General features: G+C 63.2%; 16 protein-coding genes. 14 read left to right on the forward strand and 2 right to left on the reverse strand.

Annotated elements, in window-relative coordinates; genetic code table 11:
* Positions 1-46 precede the first annotated feature (46 nt).
* Positions 47-775, reverse strand: a complete 729-nt coding sequence (locus tag BUC40_RS16250) for a GntR family transcriptional regulator (RefSeq protein WP_073267211.1) — start codon at positions 773-775, stop codon at positions 47-49.
* Positions 776-946: 171 nt separating this feature from the next.
* Between BUC40_RS16250 and BUC40_RS16255 the strand changes: the two genes are divergently transcribed.
* Both BUC40_RS16255 and BUC40_RS16260 read left to right on the forward strand, forming a co-directional pair.
* Positions 947-1,777, forward strand: a complete 831-nt coding sequence (locus BUC40_RS16255) for an amidohydrolase family protein (protein WP_073267212.1) — start codon at positions 947-949, stop codon at positions 1,775-1,777.
* Positions 1,778-1,809: 32 nt separating this feature from the next.
* Complete coding sequence (locus BUC40_RS16260; protein ID WP_073267213.1) at positions 1,810-3,111, forward strand: SLC13 family permease; 1,302 nt, start codon at positions 1,810-1,812, stop codon at positions 3,109-3,111.
* 94 nt (positions 3,112-3,205) lie between these two features.
* Here the strand turns inward: BUC40_RS16260 and BUC40_RS16265 are convergent, their stop codons facing one another.
* Positions 3,206-4,333: a PQQ-dependent sugar dehydrogenase gene (locus BUC40_RS16265; protein ID WP_073267214.1), complete on the reverse strand. Its 1,128-nt coding sequence runs from the start codon at positions 4,331-4,333 to the stop codon at positions 3,206-3,208.
* 165 nt (positions 4,334-4,498) lie between these two features.
* Between BUC40_RS16265 and BUC40_RS16270 the strand changes: the two genes are divergently transcribed.
* The 12 genes from BUC40_RS16270 to cheB all read left to right on the forward strand — a co-directional run bounded on the left by BUC40_RS16270 (position 4,499) and on the right by cheB (position 21,698).
* Positions 4,499-7,912: an AAA family ATPase gene (locus tag BUC40_RS16270; RefSeq protein ID WP_073267215.1), complete on the forward strand. Its 3,414-nt coding sequence runs from the start codon at positions 4,499-4,501 to the stop codon at positions 7,910-7,912.
* 175 nt (positions 7,913-8,087) lie between these two features.
* Complete coding sequence (locus tag BUC40_RS16275) at positions 8,088-8,510, forward strand: ankyrin repeat domain-containing protein (RefSeq protein WP_139272198.1); 423 nt, start codon at positions 8,088-8,090, stop codon at positions 8,508-8,510.
* A 378-nt stretch (positions 8,511-8,888) separates the two neighbouring features.
* The gene (locus BUC40_RS16280; RefSeq protein WP_073267217.1) at positions 8,889-10,532 is read left to right on the forward strand and encodes a glucan biosynthesis protein D; all 1,644 of its coding nucleotides are present in this window, start codon (positions 8,889-8,891) and stop codon (positions 10,530-10,532) included.
* Between the two features lie 103 nt (positions 10,533-10,635).
* Positions 10,636-11,187, forward strand: coding sequence for a YaeQ family protein (locus tag BUC40_RS16285; protein WP_073267245.1), 552 nt, complete (start codon positions 10,636-10,638; stop codon positions 11,185-11,187).
* Positions 11,188-11,255: 68 nt separating this feature from the next.
* Positions 11,256-12,968 (forward strand): single-stranded-DNA-specific exonuclease RecJ, encoded by a 1,713-nt coding sequence (recJ, locus tag BUC40_RS16290; protein WP_073267218.1) that lies wholly within the window; start codon positions 11,256-11,258, stop codon positions 12,966-12,968.
* A 478-nt stretch (positions 12,969-13,446) separates the two neighbouring features.
* Positions 13,447-14,175: a tellurite resistance TerB family protein gene (locus tag BUC40_RS16295; protein WP_073267219.1), complete on the forward strand. Its 729-nt coding sequence runs from the start codon at positions 13,447-13,449 to the stop codon at positions 14,173-14,175.
* Positions 14,176-14,376: 201 nt separating this feature from the next.
* Entirely contained in the window at positions 14,377-15,999 is a 1,623-nt protein-coding gene (locus BUC40_RS16300; RefSeq protein WP_073267246.1) for a methyl-accepting chemotaxis protein, read from the forward strand.
* A 7-nt stretch (positions 16,000-16,006) separates the two neighbouring features.
* Positions 16,007-16,516: a chemotaxis protein CheW gene (locus tag BUC40_RS16305; protein ID WP_425272943.1), complete on the forward strand. Its 510-nt coding sequence runs from the start codon at positions 16,007-16,009 to the stop codon at positions 16,514-16,516.
* Positions 16,513-17,742 carry a CheR family methyltransferase gene (locus BUC40_RS16310; RefSeq protein WP_073267221.1) on the forward strand — a complete coding sequence of 410 codons (1,230 nt, stop codon included), beginning with the start codon at positions 16,513-16,515 and terminating at the stop codon, positions 17,740-17,742. The genes BUC40_RS16305 and BUC40_RS16310 overlap by 4 nt, the downstream gene beginning before the upstream one ends.
* A complete protein-coding gene (locus tag BUC40_RS16315) occupies positions 17,732-18,409 on the forward strand; it encodes a chemotaxis protein CheW (RefSeq protein WP_073267222.1) in 678 nt (225 codons plus the stop codon). Before BUC40_RS16310 ends, BUC40_RS16315 begins: the two co-directional genes overlap by 11 nt.
* Positions 18,406-20,700 carry a hybrid sensor histidine kinase/response regulator gene (locus BUC40_RS16320; protein ID WP_073267223.1) on the forward strand — a complete coding sequence of 765 codons (2,295 nt, stop codon included), beginning with the start codon at positions 18,406-18,408 and terminating at the stop codon, positions 20,698-20,700. Before BUC40_RS16315 ends, BUC40_RS16320 begins: the two co-directional genes overlap by 4 nt.
* Positions 20,697-21,698, forward strand: a complete 1,002-nt coding sequence (gene cheB / locus BUC40_RS16325; protein ID WP_073267224.1) for a chemotaxis response regulator protein-glutamate methylesterase — start codon at positions 20,697-20,699, stop codon at positions 21,696-21,698. The genes BUC40_RS16320 and cheB overlap by 4 nt, the downstream gene beginning before the upstream one ends.
* Positions 21,699-21,730 lie beyond the last annotated feature (32 nt).

A 21,730-nucleotide genomic window follows, 5' to 3' on the forward strand; every position in this document is an offset into this window, starting at 1 on the left:
GAGCGAGGCAGCGGTTGTGGTCGAGCGGAAGGGCGATTCGGTCGAATCAGCAGATATCGATCTGATAGCGGAAATTGGCCGCCGCAGCGCGCGACAGGCGGTATTCCAGCGGGCTGCGGTCATAGCCCAGGGCGGTGCGTTCGATCACCACGATAGGGGCCCCCTGGCCGATGGCCAGCGAGTCTGCTATCTGCGCGTCGGCCGAGCCGACCGTAAGCGTTTCCCGCGCCGAGGCGATGCATTGGCCGCACTGCTTCTCGTAGAAGGGGTAGAGCAGGTCGCCAAAGGTGGCCGAGTCGATATCCATCAGCACGCCGAAACGCGAGGCGGGCAGCCAGATTTCCTCGTGAAACAGAGTGCGGTCTTCAACCACCCGCAGGCGCTCCATGTGCAGCACCTGCTCACCACTTTTCAGGGCGAGGGCCTTGGCGATCTCCTTGGAGGGCTTTTGCAGCGCCTTGGAGAGAATCCGGCTGGTTGGGATTTCCTGGCCACCACGGGCATTCACCTGGCGAAAGAAACGCGCCAGCGAGGCATCGAAATTCGGTCGCCGTACGAAGGTGCCACGGCCTTGGCTGCGCAGCAGCAGCCCCTCGTTCACCAGCGTATCCACCGCCTTGCGTACCGTGCCGATGGCTACACCGTAGAGCTTGGTCAGCTCTGCTTCGGTGGGTATTGGCGCACCAGGCGACCACTCGCCAGCGGCGATCTTGGCGAGCATTTCTTCGCGCAGTCGTTGGTAGAGCGGCAGGCGTTCATCGTATCCGAGGGTCATCGCGTCTTGGTGTCCGGTTGCAGGCTGGCGCCACTCTACCACCGGCAGATCGATTGACAGAATGGCTGAGTCGAATATATGGTCAACTATTCATATATATGAATACATGTCGTGATAACAAGGGTCAGCCCCTGATGCTGGCCTTCACAACAATCGATCAGGTACGCCTCAATGAGCACTTCCAGCCCTGCCATTACCGGCATCGACACCCATGCGCATATCTTCCGCCAGGATCTGCCGATGGTCGCCAACCGTCGTTACAGCCCCGCCTACGACGCGCTGGTCGAGCAATACCTCGCCCATCTGGACGCCCATGGACTGTCCCATGGCGTGCTGATTCAGCCGAGCTTCCTCGGTACGGATAACAGCTTCATGGTCGAGGCACTGCGCCGCTATCCCGAGCGCCTGCGCGCCGTGGCGGTTGTCGATTTGGCCGTTAGCGACGCAGAGCTGGACGAACTCGCCGCCGCAGGCGTGGTGGGCATTCGCCTGAACCTGATCGGCAAGGGGCTGCAGGACTACACGGGCCCGGCGTGGAACCACTTGTTCGCGCGCCTGGCCCGTCGTGGCTGGCAGGTGGAAATCCAGCGTGGCATTGAGGATCTGGCGCAAGTCGTGCCAGCCATCGTCGCCACGGGCGTCAACGTGGTCATCGACCATTTCGGCCTGCCCACCGGCGGTATCGATGCACAGAACCCCGGCCACCAGGCGTTTCTGCAGTTACTGGGCGACTCGCGTGTATGGCTGAAGTTGTCGGCTGCCTACCGCAGCAACACCGACCCGGTGCAGTCCTCTGCCGTGTTGGCGCAGGTACGTGAGGCGGCCGGCGGCAGTGAGCGTTTTCTGTGGGGCAGCGATTGGCCCAACACCCAGTTCGAAGATCGGACAGACTATGCCGAGCAGTTCGAATTGATCGAGGCGCTGTTGCCGGATGCGGCCGAGCGTCATCAGGTTCTGGTCGCCAACCCAGTGCGCCTTTTCGGTTTCTCCAACAACCGCTGATCCCATTCGAACAACAACAGGAAGCCTTCATCATGATGAGCATGCTCGTCGTCGCGGCCATCGTCGCTGCCGTCGCACTCGGCTACAAAACCAAGATCAACATCGGTCTTTTCGCCATTGCTTTCGCCTACCTGATCGGCTGCTTCGGCATGGGGCTGAGCCCGTCCGATGTCATCGGCATGTGGCCGTTGAAGATCTTCTTCGTGATCTTCTCCGTCTGCCTGTTCTACAGTTTCGCCACGGTCAACGGCACCCTGGAGAAACTCGCCGAGCATCTGATCTACCACTGCCGGCGGGTGCCACAATTGCTGCCGTTCGCGGTGTTCTTCACGGCCACTGTGATCGCCGCGATGGGCGCCGGTTACTACACGGTGCTGGCGTTCATGGCGCCGATCACCCTGCTGCTCTGCCAGCGCACCGGCATGGGCCTGATCGTCGGCGGCATGGCCGTGAACTATGGCGCCTTGAGCGGTGCCAACTTCATGTCCAGCCAGAGCGGCATCATCTTTCGTGGCTTGATGACCAACGCCGGTATAAGCGACAACGATGCCTTCATCAACGCCACCGGCATTTTCCTGAGCACCCTGGTCATCCCCTTGCTGGTGATCAGTGTTTTCGTGTTCCTGACCCGTGAAGGTCGCGCCATGAAGGCCTCGGTTTTCGAGGCCAGTGCGCCCGCCGCGCTCAAGCGTGAGCAGAAAATCACCCTTTGGCTGACCTTGGCGATGATGGCCATCGTGCTGGCCGCACCCATTGCCCATATCGCGCTGCCGGATAACGGCACCATCACCTTCATCAACTCGAAGATGGATATTGGCCTGATCGCCAGCATCTTCTCGGTCATCGCCCTGCTGCTCAAGCTGGGCGACGAGCGCAAGGCCATGGCCTCGGTGCCCTGGGGCACGCTGATCATGATCTGCGGTGTGGGCATGCTGATCTCGGTGGCAATCAAGGCCGGCACCATCGACCTGCTGTCGTCGTGGATTGGCGGCAGCATTCCGCCGATTCTGGTGCCGGTGGTATTTGGCGCGGTCGCGGCGTTCATGTCGCTGTTCTCCAGCACCCTGGGTGTGGTTACGCCAGCGCTGTTCCCGATGGTGCTGCCCATCGCCCAGGCCATGGGGTTGGAGCCGATGGTGCTGTTCATCGCCATCGTGGTCGGTGCTCAAGCCACATCGATTTCGCCGTTCTCCTCGGGTGGCAGCCTGATCCTCGGCTCGTGCACCTCGGAGCAGAGCCGCGCCACGCTGTTCCCGCAGCTACTGTTCAAGGCCGCGCCCATCGGTTTCGTGGCGGCGCTGGTGTTCAACGTGGTACTGACCTTCGTCTACTGAGGCGAATATCGGCCATAAAAAACCGCAGCCTGGCTGCGGTTTTTTTGTGGCCCCATGTAGCCCGGGTTGAGCAAAGCGATACCCAGGAACCCGATTATTTGGGCAGCAACTCCAGCAGCCGACCACCGCTGCCGTCTTCCAACAGCCACACGCTGCCATCCGGGCCTTGCTCCACTTCGCGGATCCGCGCGCCCATGTCGTAACGCTCGGCCTCGCGGGCGTTGTCGCCGTCGAACGCCACGCGCACCAGCGACTGGGAAGAAAGTCCACCGATCAACCCCGCGCCGTTCCAGCCAGGAAAACGCTCACCCTGATAGATCACGAAGCCAGCTGGGGAAATGACCGGGTTCCAGGTGATCTTCGGTGCTTCGAATTCCGGGCGGGTGTCGTGATCGGGGATCGGCTTGCCGCCGTAGTGATCGCCGTTGGAAACCTCCGGGTAGCCGTAGTTTTCGCCGCGCTTGATCAGGTTCAGCTCATCGCCACCGGCTGGGCCCATCTCGTGTACCCACAGCTTGCCATCGGCCGCGAAGGCGATGCCAAGCATGTTGCGGTGGCCCAGCGACCACACCTGTGCGGCCACGCCACCCTGATCGGTGAAGGGATTGTCGCCCGGCAGGCTGCCGTCATCGTTGAGGCGCACGAGCTTGCCGAGGTTGGCTTTCATGTCTTGCGCCGGAGTGAATTTTTGCCGCTCGCTGGAGGTGATCCACAGCTTGCCGTCAGGGCCGAAGGCCAGGCGATGGCCGTAGTGGCCGCTGCCACTGACTTTTGGTGTTTGCTGCCAGATCACGCTCAGCTCGGTCAGCGCGCCGCCGCCATCTTCATTGAGCTGCAGCTTGGCACGCGCTACTGCGGCGCCACGGGTATCGCCGTCACCAGCTTCGGCATAGCTGATATAGACATAGTGATTGTTGGCGAAGTCCGGGTGCAGGATCACGTCGCCAAAGCCACCTTGGCCGCCGTAGGCCACTTGCGGCACACCGGCGATGTCGTGGCTCTTGCCGGTCTTGGGATCGATATGCTTGAGCGCACCACGTTTCTCTGTGACCAGCAGCGTGCCGTCGGGCAGGAAGGTCATGGCCCACGGCTCGTCGAGGGTGGCACGTGTTTCTGCGGTGAACGGCCATTGTGCCTGGGGCAGGGCATCGGCGGCCTGGGCGCTGAGGGTGGCGAGACTGAGTGCGATACCACCGAGCAGATGATGAACAGGACGGGCCATGGCAGATTTCTCTCCTAATGAGCGGGCCTCACACGTTACCCGCGCGCCCGGGATGTAACCGCAGGTTTTTGTTACCACGCGCGTCAGGGCGCGGCCTCATCCACGTCAGCCGGCAACAGTGCCACAATAGCCGCCTGCCTTTGAATCGAGCCAAACCACCTTTCCATGAAAATCCTCAGCCTGCGCCTGAAGAACCTCAACTCGCTGAAGGGCGAGTGGAAGATCGATTTCACCACCGAGCCGTTCGCCAGCAATGGCCTGTTCGCCATCACCGGGCCGACCGGCGCGGGCAAGACCACGCTGCTCGATGCCATCTGCCTGGCGCTGTATCACCGCACCCCGCGTATGGACAAGGTCGGCGGTGAGAACGAGCTGATGACCCGGCATACGGCCGAGTGCCTGGCCGAGGTCGAGTTCGAGGTGAAGGGCCAAGGCTACCGCGCCTTTTGGAGCCAGCGCCGCGCCCGCGACAAGGCCGATGGCGCGCTGCAGGGCGCCAAGGCTGAGCTGGCAAAGCTGGACGGCGAGATCATCACCGACAAACTCAGCGAAAAGCCCAAAGAAGTGGAGCGTCTGACCGGCCTGGATTTTGGCCGTTTCACCAAGTCGATGCTGCTGGCCCAGGGCGGCTTCGCGGCGTTTCTGGAAGCCTCCGCCAACCAGCGCGCAGAGCTGCTCGAAGAACTGACAGGCACTGATATCTATGGGCTGATTTCCCAGCGTGTATTCGAGCATACCCGCGAGGTGAAAACCGGCCTCGACCAGCTGCGTGCGCGTGCCGAGGGCGTCGAGTTGCTGGATGACGGGCAGCGCCAGGCGCTCGCCGACGAAGCGGCGCAGTTGGCGGTCGAGGAGGGCACGACACAAACAGCCTTCGTCGAGGCCGGTCGACAGCGCCAGTGGCTGACCGACCTGGCGCGCGCTGAAACGCAGGCTACCGCGGCGGCAACTCAGGTCGAGGTGGCCACCCAGGCCGAACAGGATGCCGCTGGTGAGCTGAAACGTTTGCATAGCAGCGAGCCTGCGCAGCGCCTGCAACCGGTTTATCAGGCGCGACGTGAGGCCGCTCGGGCACTGGCAGCCAGTGAAGAGGAACAGCGCGCCCATCGACAGCAACTTGCCGAGGCCGAACAGCGGCTGCGCGAAAATCTGCACCAGGCCGCCAAGGCTAGCGCAGCGGTTGCCCTGGAAAAACACCAGGCGTTGCAGCGCCTGGACGACGAGTGTCGTGCCCTCGATACGCAGTTGCAGGCCTCGGCTGAGCATGAGCGCCTGAGCGCCCAACTCAGCGGCTGGCAGCGCGCCTTCGAGGTGCGCGATCAGGCCAATCAGGCGATTGCTGGGTTGCAGGCCAGGCAGCAGGCGGGCGCCGATCAGCTCCAGCAGTTTGAGCTCAAGCTGAACAGCCTCGCGCAGTCGATGCAGGCCGTGGCCCAGGCCAAGGTCGATGCCGAACAGCGGGTTGCCGAAGTGCAAGGGCGTTGGCAAGCCGCGCTGGCTGGTCGCAGCGAAAGCGACTGGCGTACTCACTGGCAGCAGGTGCATGCCCGCGGCAGTGCGCTGGAGCAACTCGCGCAGTTGGCCGAACGGCGCGCCCAACTCACCCAGAAATTGCAGCTCGTTACCACCAATCTCAGCAAGCAGATGCAAGGCCTGGGTGAGCGCGAAGCGCAACGCACGGCCCTGCGCGAGCGCTACCGCGAGGTGAAACAGCGGCTGAGCGATCAGGACAAATTGCTTGAGCAGGAGCAGCGTATTCAGGCGCTGGAGGCTTATCGTGCGCAGCTGCAGGCTGATGAGGCGTGCCCGCTTTGCGGCTCCACCGAGCACCCGGCCATCGCCGCCTATCAGGCACTGGATGTTTCGGCCACGCAGCGCGAGCGCGATGAGGCGCGGCAGACCCTCGAGGCATTGACCGAGCAGGGTCAGAACCTGGGCAACCAGGTCGCTGCGCTGGAGAGCCAGGTGACGCAAAGCCGTGAGCAGGAGCAGGACCTGCAGCGCCAGCTCGACGCGCTAGCGGCTGCCTGGCAGCGCCAGGGCGAGGTGCTCGAGCCATTACCCGATGACGAGTCGTCGCTCGCCGCTGCGCAAACGCGGCAGATCTCCGAGCGTGTCGAAGTCGACGCGACCCTGAAGCAGCTCGACAGCCTCAAACAGGAGCTTGAACGCGCACGCCAGGACGCCACGATCAGCAGCCAGAAACACGTGGCGGCCCAGCAGCAACTGGGCGCTGTCGAGCACGACCGCGATCTTGCCCTGGCGGCGCAGAAAGCGCTGGATGAACAGCTTGCGGCGCAGCGCCAGCATCACGGGCAGGTCGCGGCCGAGTTAACGACGCAACTCGCCGCCTTTGGTCATCCGTTACCCGAGGATGGCGCGAGCTGGCTGGCGGCGCGCAAGGCCGATGCCGAGCGCTGGCACGAGGCTGGGCGACGGCGGCAGGCACTGGCGCAACAGCAGCCCGCATTGCTGCATCAGGCCAGCGAGGCCGACAAGTGCGCAAAGCAGTGGCGAGCGCGCTGGCACGAGGCGGGCGGTGAACCCATCGTCGCCCAACCACTCGACGAGGCGGCAGCGCAGCTCGAATCCGCCGAGGCCGGGTGGCAGAGAGCAGAGCGTCGCTGTCTGGAGCTGCGCATCACCCTGGAAGGCTTTGCTAAGCGCGAGATTGCTCTGCGCGAGGCCGAGCAGGCTACGGTGGCGCAGTGGCAGGCGGCGTTGGCGAGCAGCCCGTTCAGCGATGAACGCGAGTTTCTTAGCGCCTCTCTCGATGATGCGCAGCGCGAGCAATTACAGGCGCTCAAGCAGCGCCTGGAAAAAGCCCAGACCGAAGCGCGGGCGTTGCATGCTTCGGCTCAGGCACAACTGACCGCGCTGCGTGCCGAGCCGCAGACCGAACACAGCGCCGACTATCTGGATGAATACCTGCAGAGTCTGCAAACAACCTTGAAGCAACTCGGCCAGCGCCAGGGTGAGATTCGCGGGCAGCTGCAGGGCGATGACCAGCGCCGGCTCAACCAGCAGGCGCTGTTCGCGGCCATCGCCGCGCAACAGCTCGAATACGACAGCTGGCAGCAGCTCAACAGCCTGATCGGCTCGTCCGATGGCGCCAAGTTCCGGCGCTTCGCCCAGGGCCTGACCCTCGGCCATCTGGTGCATCTTGCCAATGGTCAGCTACAGCGCCTGCATGGCCGTTACCAGCTGGCGCGCAAATCCCTCGGCGAACTGGAGTTGGAGGTGGTCGATACCTGGCAGGGCGATGTGGCGCGCGACACGCGCACCTTGTCTGGAGGCGAGAGCTTTCTGGTCAGCCTGGCCCTGGCCCTGGCGCTGTCCGATCTGGTCAGCCACAAGACGCGCATCGACTCGCTGTTTCTCGACGAAGGCTTTGGCACCCTGGACGGCGAAACTCTGGAAGTGGCTCTCGACGCGCTGGACAACCTCAACGCCAGCGGCAAGATGATCGGCGTGATCAGCCACGTAGAGGCACTCAAGGAGCGGGTCGCCGTGCAGCTCAAGGTCAATAAAGGTGTAGGCATGGGCTATAGCACCTTGGAGAAACGCTATGCACTTTGACAGACAGCTGAAAAACTACCTCCGTTGGCAATACCGCGTTGAAGAAGGCCTCAAAATGCTCATTTACATCAGTAAACTCCGCTTTTTCGGCCTTCTTCGCCTTGTCTTGCCTGCCTCGCCTACGTTTTTCCAGCTGCCTGTCCGTGTTCTGGCGTTGTGCCTGTTGGCAGCGGGGTTGGCTCACGCTGAAGATGTACAGAAAGACCATGGCCTACAGGTGATGGACGAGCGCGGTTGCGTGCTTGGCAATGCCAGCATGCAGGCGCCGACTCTGACACTGATGGCGGCTGCCTACGGCGAATCAGACGAGCGCAAGGGCATGGCGCTGGCGCAGATGAATGAAGCGCTGAAAGCCGGTTGCCCCGTCGATGAGGCTGATCAGATGGGGCTGTCGGCGCTCAATGGCGCCATCCTCTATAACGAGCCGGTGTTGGTAAAGGTGCTGCTTGAACATGGCGCCAACCCGAAGCGCAAGATCGTCAGCCCGAAGACCACGCTCAACGGCCTCGACTCCTTCGCCTTTCTCGATCTGCTCGACAAGCGCGACAGCAAGCGTGACCGCAAAGCCATCCGCACGCTGCTGAAGGCGGCGCGTTAGCAGGCCGTTGAAAAACTACCTACGTTGCCATTGCTGCGTTAAAAACAGCCTCGTGTGCGAGCCCAGTCAAAATGCTCATGTGCAACTCGTACACTCCGCTTTTGACTCACTTCGTTCGCTCTTCGGGCCAGCCTTCGGCTGTTACTTCGCTGCGCTACGTTTCGGCTGTTTTTGTGGGGCCGCCCAGGCCTTGCACTGGCTGCCTCGCCTACGTTTTTCAATGGCCTGTTAGCGTTTCGCTTGTGCCGCTGGCGGTGTTTACCGCCGGTTGCACATTCAGCGCGGAACCATGTGGCGGGTAGGGCTATCTGTTGTAGGTATTTTTCCATCGCCCTTTAGGGGCGGTGCCTAGATTCCTTACCTAATTCAGGGGCGCCCATGCACAGACGTAACCTTCTGAAAGCCTCCATGATGCTAGCTGCCGTCAGTGGTTTGCCGGCTGGCCTGTTCAGCTTGCGCAGCTTCGCGGAAACCGCCGACGGCGAGGCCGAATCGTTCGATTTCAAACAACTGCAGGCGCGCGCCAAGAGTATGGCCGGCCGGGCTTATAAAAGTACCGCCGAGGTGCTACCCAAGACTCTCGCCGAGCTGACGCCGCAACAGTTCAACGCCATCCAGTACGACCCGGCGCACTCGCTGTGGAATGAACTGGACGGCCAGCTTGATGTGCAGTTCTTCCACGTCGGCATGGGCTTTCGTCAACCGGTGCGCATGCACGCCGTCGACCCTAAGAGCCGCCAGGCTCGCGAGGTGCATTTCCGTCCCGATCTGTTCGACTACGGCAAGAGCGGCGTGGATGTGTCGCAGCTCAAGGGTGACCTGGGCTTCGCCGGCCTCAAGGTGTTCAAGCAGCCGAACATCGCCAAGTACGATATCGTCTCTTTCCTCGGTGCCAGTTACTTCCGCGCGGTTGATAACACCGGCCAGTACGGCCTGTCGGCGCGCGGCATGGCCATCGATACCTTCAGCGACAAGCCGGAAGAATTCCCCGACTTCACCGAGTTCTGGTTCGAGACGCCCGACAAGGACGCCACCCGTTTCGTGCTCTACGCGCTGCTCGACTCGCCAAGCGCAACAGGCGCCTTCCGCTTCGATATCGACTGCCTGGAAGACCGCGTGGTGATGGATATCGACGCCCATATCAACGCCCGCAAGACCATCAAGCAGCTGGGTATCTCGCCGATGACCAGCATGTTTGCCTGCGGTGGCCATGAGCGCAACCGCTGCGATTTCATCGCCACGGCGATTCATGACAGCGATCGCCTGTCGATGTGGCGCGGCAACGGCGAGTGGGTCTGCCGGCCGCTGAACAACCCGGCAAAGCTGCAGTTCAACGCTTTCGCCGACACCAACCCGAAAGGGTTCGGCCTGGTGCAGTACGACCACGACTTCAAGTCTTATCAGGACACCGTGGTCTGGTACAGCCGTCGTCCGAGCCTGTGGGTGGAGCCGACCACCCAGTGGGGCGAGGGCAGCATCGATTTGCTGGAGATCCCCACCACCGGCGAGACCATGGACAACATCGTCTGCTTCTGGAATCCCAAACAGCCGATCGAGCCCGGTACCTCGCTGAACTTTGGCTACAAGCTGCATTGGGCGGCGTTGCCGCCGGTGAAGCCGACACTGGCTCAGGTGCATGCCACGCGTTCCGGTATGGGCGGTTTCACCCTTGGCTGGGCGCCGGGCGAGCATTGGCCGAAGCAGTGGGCACGACGTTTCGCCATCGACTTCGGCGGCGGCCCGCTGGCGAAGATGGATGCCAAGGCGCAGGTCGAAGTGGTGGTCGAAGCCTCCCACGGCGAGGTCAAGGATTTCAGCATTCTTGCCCTGTACCCGGAGGTCGAAGGCTTCCGCGCGCAGTTCGACTGGTTCCCCACCAGCGACAGCGTCGAGCCGGTGAACATGCGTGCCTACCTGCGCCGCGTCGACAACAAGGAAGTGCTCAGCGAGACCTGGCTGTACCAGTACTTCCCGCCAGCGCCGGCAGAGCGTCGCTACCCGGACTGGAAGAGCGATTCCTGACCGCCTGAGCGTGGGCAGAGCGCCTCCTTTGGGCGGTGCTCTGCCCACGCTCTCGGCCGGCCTGATAGACTGGCGCACTTTTCTGCATACCAAGAAGCGCGCCATGGCCCAGCCGTCCACAACCTACAAGATCGATCTCAATCTCACCGATATCGATCGCAGCATCTACGAAAGTCTGCGGTTTACCGTGGCCCGCCATCCCTCGGAAACCGAGGAGCGGCTGGCAGCGCGGCTGATCGCCTATACGCTGTTCTATCAGGAAAACCTGGCCTTCGGCCGTGGCCTTTCCGATGTCGACGAGCCGGCGCTATGGGAAAAAAGCCTCGATGGTCGTGTGCTGCACTGGATCGAAGTCGGCCAGCCGGACAGCGAGCGCATCACCTGGTGCTCGCGCCGTACCGAAAAATTCAGCCTGGTGGCTTACGGCAACCTGCGCGTCTGGCAGACCAAGTGCCTGGACCCGGTGCGCAGCCTGAAGAACATCAACGTCGTCTCCCTGGGTCAGGAAGCCCTGGCTGAACTGTCCCAGGATCTGCCGCGCTCGCTGAGCTGGAGCGTAATGATCAGCGACGGCGAATTGTTCGTTACCGACGAGCGCGGCCAGCACGAAATCCCGGTGGAATGGCTGGCCGGCGAGCGCGCGCAGAGCAACTGATGTAAGCCTTGTCTGGCTTTGGGCCGGACACTGATCCTGTGTAACCGTACGAGTAGAAAACCACCTCCATGCGTATCGAGTCCCGCCCGCTTCCTGCTTCCTTGCCCGACCTGGGCAACCTGCCGCCCCTGTTGACCCGCCTTTATGCCGCTCGCGGGGTACTCTCGGCAGTGGAGCTGGAAAAGGGCCTGGCGCGTTTGATTCCGTTCACCGAGCTCAAGGGCATCGAGGCGGCGGTTGAACTGCTGGTCGAGGGTTTGCGCCAGGGCCAGCGGATGCTGATCGTCGGCGACTTCGATGCCGATGGCGCCACCGCCAGTACCGTCGGCATGCTCGGGCTGCGCATGCTGGGCGCCGCCCATGTCGATTATCTGGTGCCGAATCGCTTCGAGTACGGCTATGGGCTGACCCCGGAAATCGTCGCCGTGGCGCTGACCCGCGAGCCCGAATTGCTGATCACCGTCGACAACGGCATTTCCAGTATCGAGGGCGTGGCGGCTGCCAAGGCTGCCGGGCTGAAGGTGCTGGTCACCGACCATCACCTGCCGAGCAACGAGTTGCCGGCGGCCGATGCCATCGTCAATCCCAACCAGCCAGGCTGCAGTTTTCCGAGCAAGTCGCTGGCTGGCGTCGGGGTGATCTTCTACGTGCTGCTGGCGCTGCGCGCGCGGCTGCGCGAATTGGGCTGGTTCAGCGCCGAGCGCCCCGAGCCGAACCTGGGCGAGCTGCTCGATCTGGTGGCCCTGGGCAGCGTCGCCGACGTGGTGCCACTGGACGCCAACAACCGCATTCTGGTGCATCAGGGCCTGGCGCGTATTCGTGCCGGTCGTGCACGCCCCGGGCTGCGCGCCCTGCTGGAGGTGGCCGGCAAGCAGCACGCCCGTATCACTTCCACCGATCTGGGTTTCATTCTCGGCCCGCGCCTGAACGCGGCGGGGCGCCTCGACGACATGAGCCTGGGCATCGAATGCCTGCTCTGTGAGGACGAAGCCCTGGCCCGCGACATGGCCGTGCAGCTCGACCAGCTCAACCAGGATCGCAAGGCCATCGAGCAGGGCATGCAGCGCGAGGCCCTGGCCCAGCTCAAGGACCTGCCGGTGGAAAACCTGCCGTTCGGCCTCTGTCTGTTCGAGGCCGACTGGCACCAGGGTGTGATCGGCATCCTCGCCTCACGCCTGAAGGAGCGCTATCACCGCCCGACCATCGCCTTCGCCGATGCCGGCGAGGGCATGCTCAAGGGCTCGGCGCGCTCGGTGCCGGGCTTTCACATCCGCGATGCGCTGGACGCCGTGGCGTCGCGTCATCCGGGTTTGATCAGCAAGTTCGGCGGTCACGCTATGGCGGCTGGCCTGTCATTGCCAGCCGAGCATTTCGAGACCTTCGCCAAGGCCTTCGACGACGAGGTGCGTCGCCAGCTCTGCGAGGACGACCTGACCGGCCGCCTGCTCTCCGATGGCGTGCTGAGCATCGACGAATTCAACCTGCCCCTGGCCCGCGAACTGCGCAACGCCGGCCCCTGGGGCCAGCATTTCCCCGAGCCGCTGTTCCACGGCGCCTTCCAGCTGGTGCAGCAGCGCATCGTCGGCGAGCGTCACCTCAAAGTGGTGCTCAAGAGCGAGTGCGGCAGCGTTCAGCTCGACGGCATTGCCTTTGGCGTAGACCGCGAGGTATGGCCCAACCCAACCGTGCGTTGGGTCGAGCTGGCCTACAAGCTGGACGTCAACGAGTTCCGCGGCCAGGAGTCGGTGCAGTTACTGATCTCCCACCTGGCGCCGCGCTAGCCGACCGTTAAAAACTACCTCGGCTTTGGCGTCCTGCGTCGCTCTACTTCCTGCATCCATGCAGTCGTGCGTTGCCATCGCTGCGTTGAAAACAAGCTTGGAAAGCCGCTTGCGACTAACGCGCTATAGCGCGGCCCGAAGGGCGAGCGAAGCGAGTCATGCTCATGTACAAAAGTACAGTCGCCCGCGACCCCGGCCGCTTGATTCGCTGCGCTCACCCTACGGGACAGCCGTTGGCTGTTACTTCGCTACGCTGCGTTTCTCGCCTGTTTTTGCGGGGCCGCCATCGGTATTTCGCTGGCTGCCTCGCCCACGTTTTTAAACAGCCTGCTGATTCAGGTTTGAACGGGGCCGGATTTCGACCGGTCTATTGACTGGGCTTACACGGTCGTTCGCGCAATATCTTGACGCAATCTGTAACCGACGACGGCCCGGCTTCCCAGTAGATTCGTCCGTTCCTGAACCATTGGAGAACTCCATGAATACGCGCGGCTTGCTCGACCAACTGCTGAAGTCCGGGCAGGAATTGCTGCAACAGAAAACCGCCGGCAAGTCTTCCTCCGGGCTTGGTGGTGCACTGGGCGGCCTGCTTGGTGGCAGTGCTGGTAGCGCTGGTAAGAGCGACAATGGCGGTATCGGTTCTATGCTCAAAGGTGCAGGCGGCGGTGCCGCTTTGGCCATGCTGCTGGGCAACAAGCGAGTACGCAAGGTCGGTGGCAAGGTGGCGATCTATGGCGGCCTGGCCGCGCTCGGTGTGATCGCCTACAAGGCCTACGGCAACTGGCAGGCCAAGCAGGCGGGCGCGCCCAAGGGCGAGCCTCAGACGATTGATCGTCTGCCAGCGGCCGAAGTGGAGTTGCACAGCCAGAGCATTCTCAAAGCCCTGGTGGCGGCGGCCAAGGCCGACGGGCATGTCGACGAGCGCGAGCGCGAGTTGATCGAAGGCGAATTCAGCAAACTGGCCAGCGACAGTGAAACCCAGCGCTGGCTGCACGCCGAGCTGAACAAGCCCCTGGATCCGGCCGATGTGGCGCGTGCCGCCAGTACCCCGGAAATGGCCGCGGAAATGTACGTGGCCAGTGTGCTGATGGTCGACGAAGAGCACTTCATGGAGCGCGCCTACCTGGACGAACTGGCCCGCCACCTCAAGCTCGATCCCGCCCTCAAGACCGAGCTCGAAGCCCAGGTTCGCCAGGACCTGCAGTAACCTCGCCCGCCGCGCTGCCCGATGGTTTGCTAACCGCGGGCAGCTGCCCCCAACTCTTGTTCCGCCACACCAAAGCCTGTTCTACAGTAAAGAGGCTCGGTCTCACTTGCGCTGCAGCCGCAACGTCCATAGAGTCCGGCAGCATGAGCTGCGGGCGCCGCCCTTCGGCTAGATCAGGAATATCGGCAGATGGGGTTGAATGTGAAGAACTGGACTGTTCGCCAGCGTATCCAGGCAAGTTTTGCGGTCATCATCGCAATCATGTTGCTGATGGCCTTTGCCTCCTTCGAGCGCTTGCTCAAGGTCGAGGGCGGTGCAACCCGTCTGCTGGAAGATGCCATGCCGGGCATGTTCCAGATTACCCAGGTGCGCAGCGCCTGGACCGACATGTTCCACCAGACCATCGTGCAGGTCAGCCTGCGCGAGGCGCACACGCTTACCGCGGCAGACAAAAAACTGGTTCAGGGCGCCAGCGACAAACTGGCTGCGTCCCTGACCGAGTACCGCGCCACTGTTCGCGAGGAAGGTGACCGCACCGCGCTTGATGCATTCGAGAAGACTCGCGAACTGTTCACTCAACAGCAGGCCGAGGTTCTGGCCATGTATGAGCAGGGCCGTCAGGCCGAGGCGCGCGTGGAGTTGAACGGCTTGTTGACCGACACCTGGAATGTAGGACGCGGCCAGCTGACCTCGATGATCGAACTCAACCGCGACGTCGCCTACAGCGAGGGAAGCGATATCGTCTCTTCAGTCAATCAGGCCGAGTTGGGGATGGCGATTTCCGTAGTGTTGGCGATCATCGCCGCATTCGTATGTGGTTATTTCCTTATGCAGGCAATCACCCGGCCAGTGCAACAGGTCGTGCAAACTTTGCAAACCATGGCTAGCGGCGATTTCACGACACGCTTGAATCTGGGGCGTCGCGACGAGTTCGGCGCCATCGAAACCGGTTTCAACGGCATGGCCGAAGAGATCAAGGCATTGGTCTCCCAGGCGCAGCGTTCCGCCGTGCAGGTCACCACCTCGGTCACCGAGATCGCCGCCACTTCCAAACAGCAGCAGGCCACGGCCACCGAGACCGCCGCCACTACCACTGAAATCGGCGCCACCTCGCGAGAAATCGCCGCCACCTCGCGCGATCTGGTGCGCACCATGACCGAAGTTTCCGGCGCCGCCGAGCAGACCTCGACCCTGGCTGGCGCCGGGCAGTTGGGCCTGGCGCGCATGGAAGACACCATGCACCAGGTGATGAACGCTGCCGATCTGGTCAACGCCAAGCTGGCGATCCTCAACGAGAAGGCCGGCAACATCAACCACGTGGTCACCACCATCGTCAAAGTGGCGGACCAGACCAACCTGCTGTCGCTCAACGCCGCCATCGAGGCCGAGAAGGCCGGCGAATACGGCCGTGGTTTCGCGGTTGTCGCTACCGAAGTTCGTCGTCTGGCTGACCAGACCGCGGTTGCCACCTACGACATCGAGCAGATGGTGCGCGAGATTCAGTCCGCAGTTTCTGCCGGGGTTATGGGCATGGACCGCTTCTCCGAAGAGGTGCGCCGCGGTATCGCCGAGGTGGGGCAGGTTGGTGAGCAACTGGCGCAGATCATCCATCAGGTGCAGGCCTTGGCGCCGCGCGTGCTGATGGTCAACGAAGGTATGCAGGCGCAGTCCACCGGTGCCGAGCAGATCAACCAGGCATTGGTGCAGCTCAGCGAGGCGTCGTCGCAGACGGTCGAGTCGCTGCGCCAGGCCAGCGCTTCCATCGATGACCTTAACCTCGTGGCGAACGGTCTGCGTACCGGCGTCAGCCGCTTCAAGGTTTGACGCTGTGATCGAAGCCGGCAGGCCTTCGCCGGGGCGGCGCAGCCCGGGGCAACTGTTCCTGTTGTTCAGCATGGGTGGCGATCGCTACGCGCTGGACGTGCAGGAAGTGGTCGAGGTGCTGCCGCTGCGCCGTTGCAAGAGCATCCCCTCCGCACCGGGCTGGGTCGCCGGAATTTTCGTGTTTCGCGGCACACCTGTGCCGGTTATCGATCTCACCGCCCAGGCACTCGGCCAGCCGGCAGTCGTGCGTACCAGCACGCGGCTGGTGGTGGTGCGCTATCAGCCTCGTGCCAGCGGGCCAGTTCGCTTGCTCGGGCTGATTCTCGAACAGGCCAGCGACACCTTGCGCAGCCCTGCCGAAGCCTTCGTGGATAGCGGCGTCATCCTGCCAGATGTGCGTTACCTGGGGCCGGTACTGAAGTCCGAGCAGGGCTTGGTGCAATGGGTGCGCGTAGCCGATCTGCTTGACGATTCCGTACGCGAGTTGTTGTACGCGGCAGCGGAGGGCGATCAATGAGCGCCCGCTTCGAGCAGTTGTTGCATGGCCTGATCGGTCTGGATGCCGAATCCGTCGGCCAGGTAGTGATCGATCGGGCGGTTCGCCAGCGCGTCGTCGCCCTCGGCTGTGCCGACGAGGACGCCTATTGGCTGAAGGTACAGGCATCGGCCAGCGAGCAGCAGGCGTTGGTCGAGGCCGTGGTGGTACCGGAGACCTGGTTCTTCCGCTACCCGGAATCCTTCATCGCGCTGGCCAACCTGGCTCGTGAGCGCAGCAAACAGCTGGCTGGCGCCCGGCCGTTGCGCATTCTCAGCCTGCCGTGCTCGACGGGCGAGGAACCGTATTCGATCGCCATGGCGCTGCTCGATGCCGGGCTGCCTGGCGACGGCTTTCGTATCGATGCCATGGACATCAGCGAGGTCAACTTGCAGCGTGCTGGGCGGGCGATTTACGGCCGTAACTCCTTTCGCGGTGATGACCTGAGCTTTCGCGACCGCCATTTCAGCGAAACGCCCGAAGGCTTCGAGCTGCGCGGCGAGGTGCGACGCAAGGTGCGCCTGCTCGCCGGTAACCTGTTGGCGCCCGGCCTGCTGGCAGGCGAGGCGCCCTATGACTTCGTGTTCTGCCGAAACCTGCTGATCTACTTCGACCGCCCGACGCAGCATGCGGTGGCCGCCGTGCTGCAGCGCCTGATGCGTGAGGACGGCGCGCTGTTCATCGGGCCTGCCGAGGCGAGCCTGTTCAGCCAAGTCGGCATGCAGGCACTGAATATTCCGCTGGCGTTCGTGTTCCGTCGGCAGGCGCCGCGGCCGGCCAGTGCGCCAAGCCCGATGGTGCCGAGTATCACGACACGCCCACGGCCTGCAGCAGCGGCAGCACCGGTACCTGTGCGTCGTGCGCCGGCGCCAGTAGCTGCGCCAGCGGTCACCGCCGATACCTCGCTGGATGAAATCGCCGTGCTCGCCAATGCCGGGCGCAGCGACGAGGCCCGCGCCGCGTGCGAGCGTTACCTCGCAGCCCACGGGCCGACCGCCCAGGCCTTCTACTGGCTGGGACTGCTCAGCGACGTTGCTGGGCGCAGCGGCGATGCCCAGGATTACTACCGTAAGACCCTGTATCTGGCGCCTACGCATGCCGAGGCCCTGGCGCACCTATCAGCGCTGCTCGCAGCTCGCGGCGACATGGCCGGCGCCAGGCGTCTGCAACAGCGCGCAGGCCGTGGAGTGAGCCGTGATGAACGATAGTCTGCTGCCGCTCAGTGATGTCGAGCGCGACGCTGTCGACGACTGCTGGAACCGTATCGGCGTGCAGGGCGACAAGTCTTGCGAACGCCTGGTCCGGCATGTTCACTGCCGCAACTGTGAAGTGCACGCCGAGCTGGCCACCCGCTTGCTCGACCGTTTTGCACTGCAGCGCGACGACAGCCAGCCGGATGAGTGGATCGAGCAGGACACTGGCGAGCGCCGTTCCTTGCTGCTGTTTCGTCTTGGCGATGCCTGGTTGGCATTGCCGACCCGCGTACTGAGCGAGGTTGCCGCCAGCACGCCAATTCATTCGCTACCGCACCAGCGCTCCGTCGGGCTGATTGGGGTAACCAACGTGCGCGGCGCCCTGGTGGCGTGCTTTTCTCTCAGTGAGATGCTGGGGATCGATGCCGGCGAAGCCGTCAGCGAGCGGCGTGTAGTGCCGCGCATGCTGATCTTCAACCTGGCGGATGGCCCGGTGGTCATTCCTGTCGATGAGGTCGAGGGCATCGAAGCGATTGCCGTGCAGCAGATCGTCGAGGCAGGCAACGGCAGTGTGCCGGTCGGTCGCCGCTTTGCCGCGGGCGTACTGCAGTGGAAGGGCCGTAGCGTGACACTGCTCGATGAGCAGATCCTGCAGCAAACCATTGCCAGGAGCCTTGGATGACGCCCGATCAGATGCGCGATGCGTCGCTGCTGGAGCTGTTCAAGCTCGAGGCCGAAGCCCAGACCCAGGTGCTCAACAACGGCCTGCTGGTACTCGAGCGCGACCCGCGGCATGCCGGCAGCCTCGAGGCCTGTATGCGTGCTGCCCATTCGCTCAAAGGTGCGGCGCGTATCGTCGGGCTCGACGCCGGCGTAAAAGTCGCCCACGTGATGGAAGATTGCCTGGTCGAAGCCCAGGAAGGCCGGCTGTTGCTGAGCCCCGAGCATATCGATGCGTTGCTGCAGGGCGCGGATATCCTGCTCAGCCTGGGCTCGGCCCCGGCGCAGCCCGGTGTAGCCAACCCTGGAGTCGACTCGCTGGTGGCGCGCCTTGGTGCCTTGGCGCGCGGTCTCCCTGTTCCCCCTACGCCAGTAGTTCAGGCGCCTGCTCCAGCCGAGGCTGATGCCCCGCCAGAGGTGGAGGTCGTTGCGCAACCCACCGCCGAACCGACAGTTGCGCCTCTGCCAGCCAGAGCAGAGGTCAACGAGCTGGCGGGTGAGGGCAGGGCGCGAATCCTGCGGGTCAGTGCCGAGCGGCTCGATCATCTGCTGGATATCTCCAGCAAATCGCTGGTCGAGTTCCAGCGCATCAAACCGCTGGGCGACGGTTTGCAGCGCCTCAAGCGCTTGCAGGCCACGGCGCGGCGGGCACTGGATGTCGCTCGCGAGGCGATGCCCAAAGACGGCATCGATGCTCAGGCCGAAGCCATGTTGCTGGAAACCCGCCAGGCGCTCGGCGAATGCCAGCAACTGTTGGCCCAGCAAATGACCGACCTCGACGATTTCGGCTGGCAGGGTGGCCAGCGCGCGCAGTCGCTCTATGACGCTGCACTGGCTTCGCGTATGCGCCCGTTCGCTGATGTGTTGGCCGGCCAGGAGCGCATGCTGCGTGATCTCTCCCGCGCACTCGGCAAACAGGTTCGGCTGGTGGTGGAGGGCGAAGGCACTCAGGTCGACCGTGACGTGCTGGAGCGTCTGGAAGCGCCACTGACTCATTTGTTACGCAATGCTTTGGACCACGGCATCGAGGCACCAGAAAAGCGCCTGGCGCGTGGCAAACCAGCTGAAGGGCAGATTCTTATTCGTGCGCGCCACCATGCCGGCATGCTCTTGCTGGAGTTGCGTGATGACGGTGGTGGCGTCGACCTTGAGAAGCTGCGCAGTGCGGTGATCAGTCGTGGTTTTGCCACCGAGCAGACCGGCGAGCAGCTGACCGAAGACGAGCTGCTCGCCTTCCTTTTCCTGCCTGGTTTCAGCATGCGTGATCAGGTCACCGAGGTGTCCGGCCGCGGTGTGGGCCTGGACGCCGTGCAACACATGATTCGCCAGCTGCGCGGCGGCGTGCGCATGCAGCAGCGCCAAGGGCAGGGCTCGTCCTTCTACCTGGAAGTGCCGCTGACATTGTCGGTCGTGCGCAGCTTGGTGGTCGAGGTGGGCGGCGAAGCCTACGCGCTGCCGCTGGCGCATATCGAGCGGATGACCCGTCTGCAGGCCGAGGACATCGTCCAGCTTGAAGGGCGTCAGCATTTCTGGAGCGAAGGGCAGCATGTCGGCCTGATCGCCGCCAGCCAGATTCTCCAGCGCCCGGAAGGCAAGCCCAGTGACAACGGCATTCCCGTGGTGCTGATTCGCGACCGTGACAGCCTGTTCGGTCTGGTGGTCGAGCGCTTTATTGGTGAGCGCACTCTGGTGGTGATGCCGCTGGACCCGCGCCTGGGCAAGGTGCAGGACGTATCGGCAGGTGCTCTGCTGGCCGACGGTACGCCGGTGCTGATTCTCGATGTCGAAGACATGCTGATGTCGGTGAGCAAGCTGCTCGGCAGCGGGCGCCTGGAACGGGTCGATCGCAACGCCCGGCAATTGGCCGGCAACAAGCGCAAGCGCGTGCTGGTGGTCGACGACTCGCTCACCGTGCGCGAGCTGGAGCGCAAGCTGCTGTTGTCGCGTGGCTATGACGTCGCTGTGGCGGTGGATGGAATGGATGGCTGGAACGCACTGCGTGCCGAGCACTTTGACCTGCTGATAACCGATATCGACATGCCGCGCATGGACGGCATCGAGCTGGTCACCCTGGTGCGCCGCGACAGCCGCCTGCAGTCGCTGCCGGTGATGGTGGTTTCTTATAAAGATCGCGAAGAAGACCGCAGGCGTGGTCTGGATGCAGGGGCTGACTATTATCTTGCCAAGGCCAGTTTCCATGACGAGGCGCTGTTAGACGCCGTGGTTGACCTGATTGGGGAGCCGCACGAATGAGGATTGGGATCGTCAATGACATGCCGCTGGCTGTCGAAGCCCTGCGCCGTGCGTTGGCCGCGGAGCCATCGCATCGCATCGTCTGGGTGGCTGCTAACGGTGCTGAGGGGGTTGAACGTTGCCAGGCAGATCTGCCAGATCTGGTGCTGATGGATCTGCTGATGCCGGTGATGGATGGTGTCGAGGCGACGCGCCAGATCATGGCGCAGACGCCCTGCGCGGTGCTGATCGTGTCGGTGGATATCGAGCAATACGTCAATCGTGTTTTCGAGGCCATGGGCCATGGCGCTCTGGACGCCGTCAACACGCCTTCGCTCGGTGGGCAGAGTAGCGAAGCCGCGGTGTTGCTGCGCAAGATTCAAAACATCGGCTGGCTGATCGGCCAGAGTAGCAGCCGCAAACCGGGTGCTGCGATAGCCGCACCTGCTGCATTGGCGACACGTCGGCTGGTCGCCATCGGCGCCTCTGCAGGTGGGCCAGCAGCGCTGGCAGCACTGCTCAAGCAACTGCCGCGCGACCTCGATGCCGCGGTGATGCTGGTGCAGCATGTCGACGAGGTATTCGCTGCCGGCATGGCCGACTGGCTGTCGGGCGAGTCGGCCATGCCGGTTCGTCTGGCCCACGATGGTGAACAGCCGCAACCGGGCGTGGTACTGCTGGCAGGCACCAACAACCATATGCGCCTGCAGCGCAACGGCACACTGACCTACACCGAAGAGCCGCGCAGCCATGTCTATCGGCCCTCCATCGATGTGTTCTTTGACAGCCTGGTCGAGCACTGGACGGGGGAGGCCGTTGGCGTGCTACTCACCGGCATGGGCCGCGACGGCGCTCAAGGTTTGAAGAACATGCGCAATCGCGGTTTTGTCACCATCGCTCAGAACCAGGCCAGCTGCGCGGTATATGGCATGCCCAAGGCGGCGGCCGAGCTGCAGGCTGCCCAGGAAATACTTGCGCTAGAGGGCATCGCACCTCGTATCGTCGAGCTGTTTGGCTGATAAACTTACCAACCCTCATAGAGACTCGCGCT

This window comes from Phytopseudomonas punonensis, from assembly GCF_900142655.1.
Classification (GTDB): domain Bacteria; phylum Pseudomonadota; class Gammaproteobacteria; order Pseudomonadales; family Pseudomonadaceae; genus Aquipseudomonas; species Aquipseudomonas punonensis.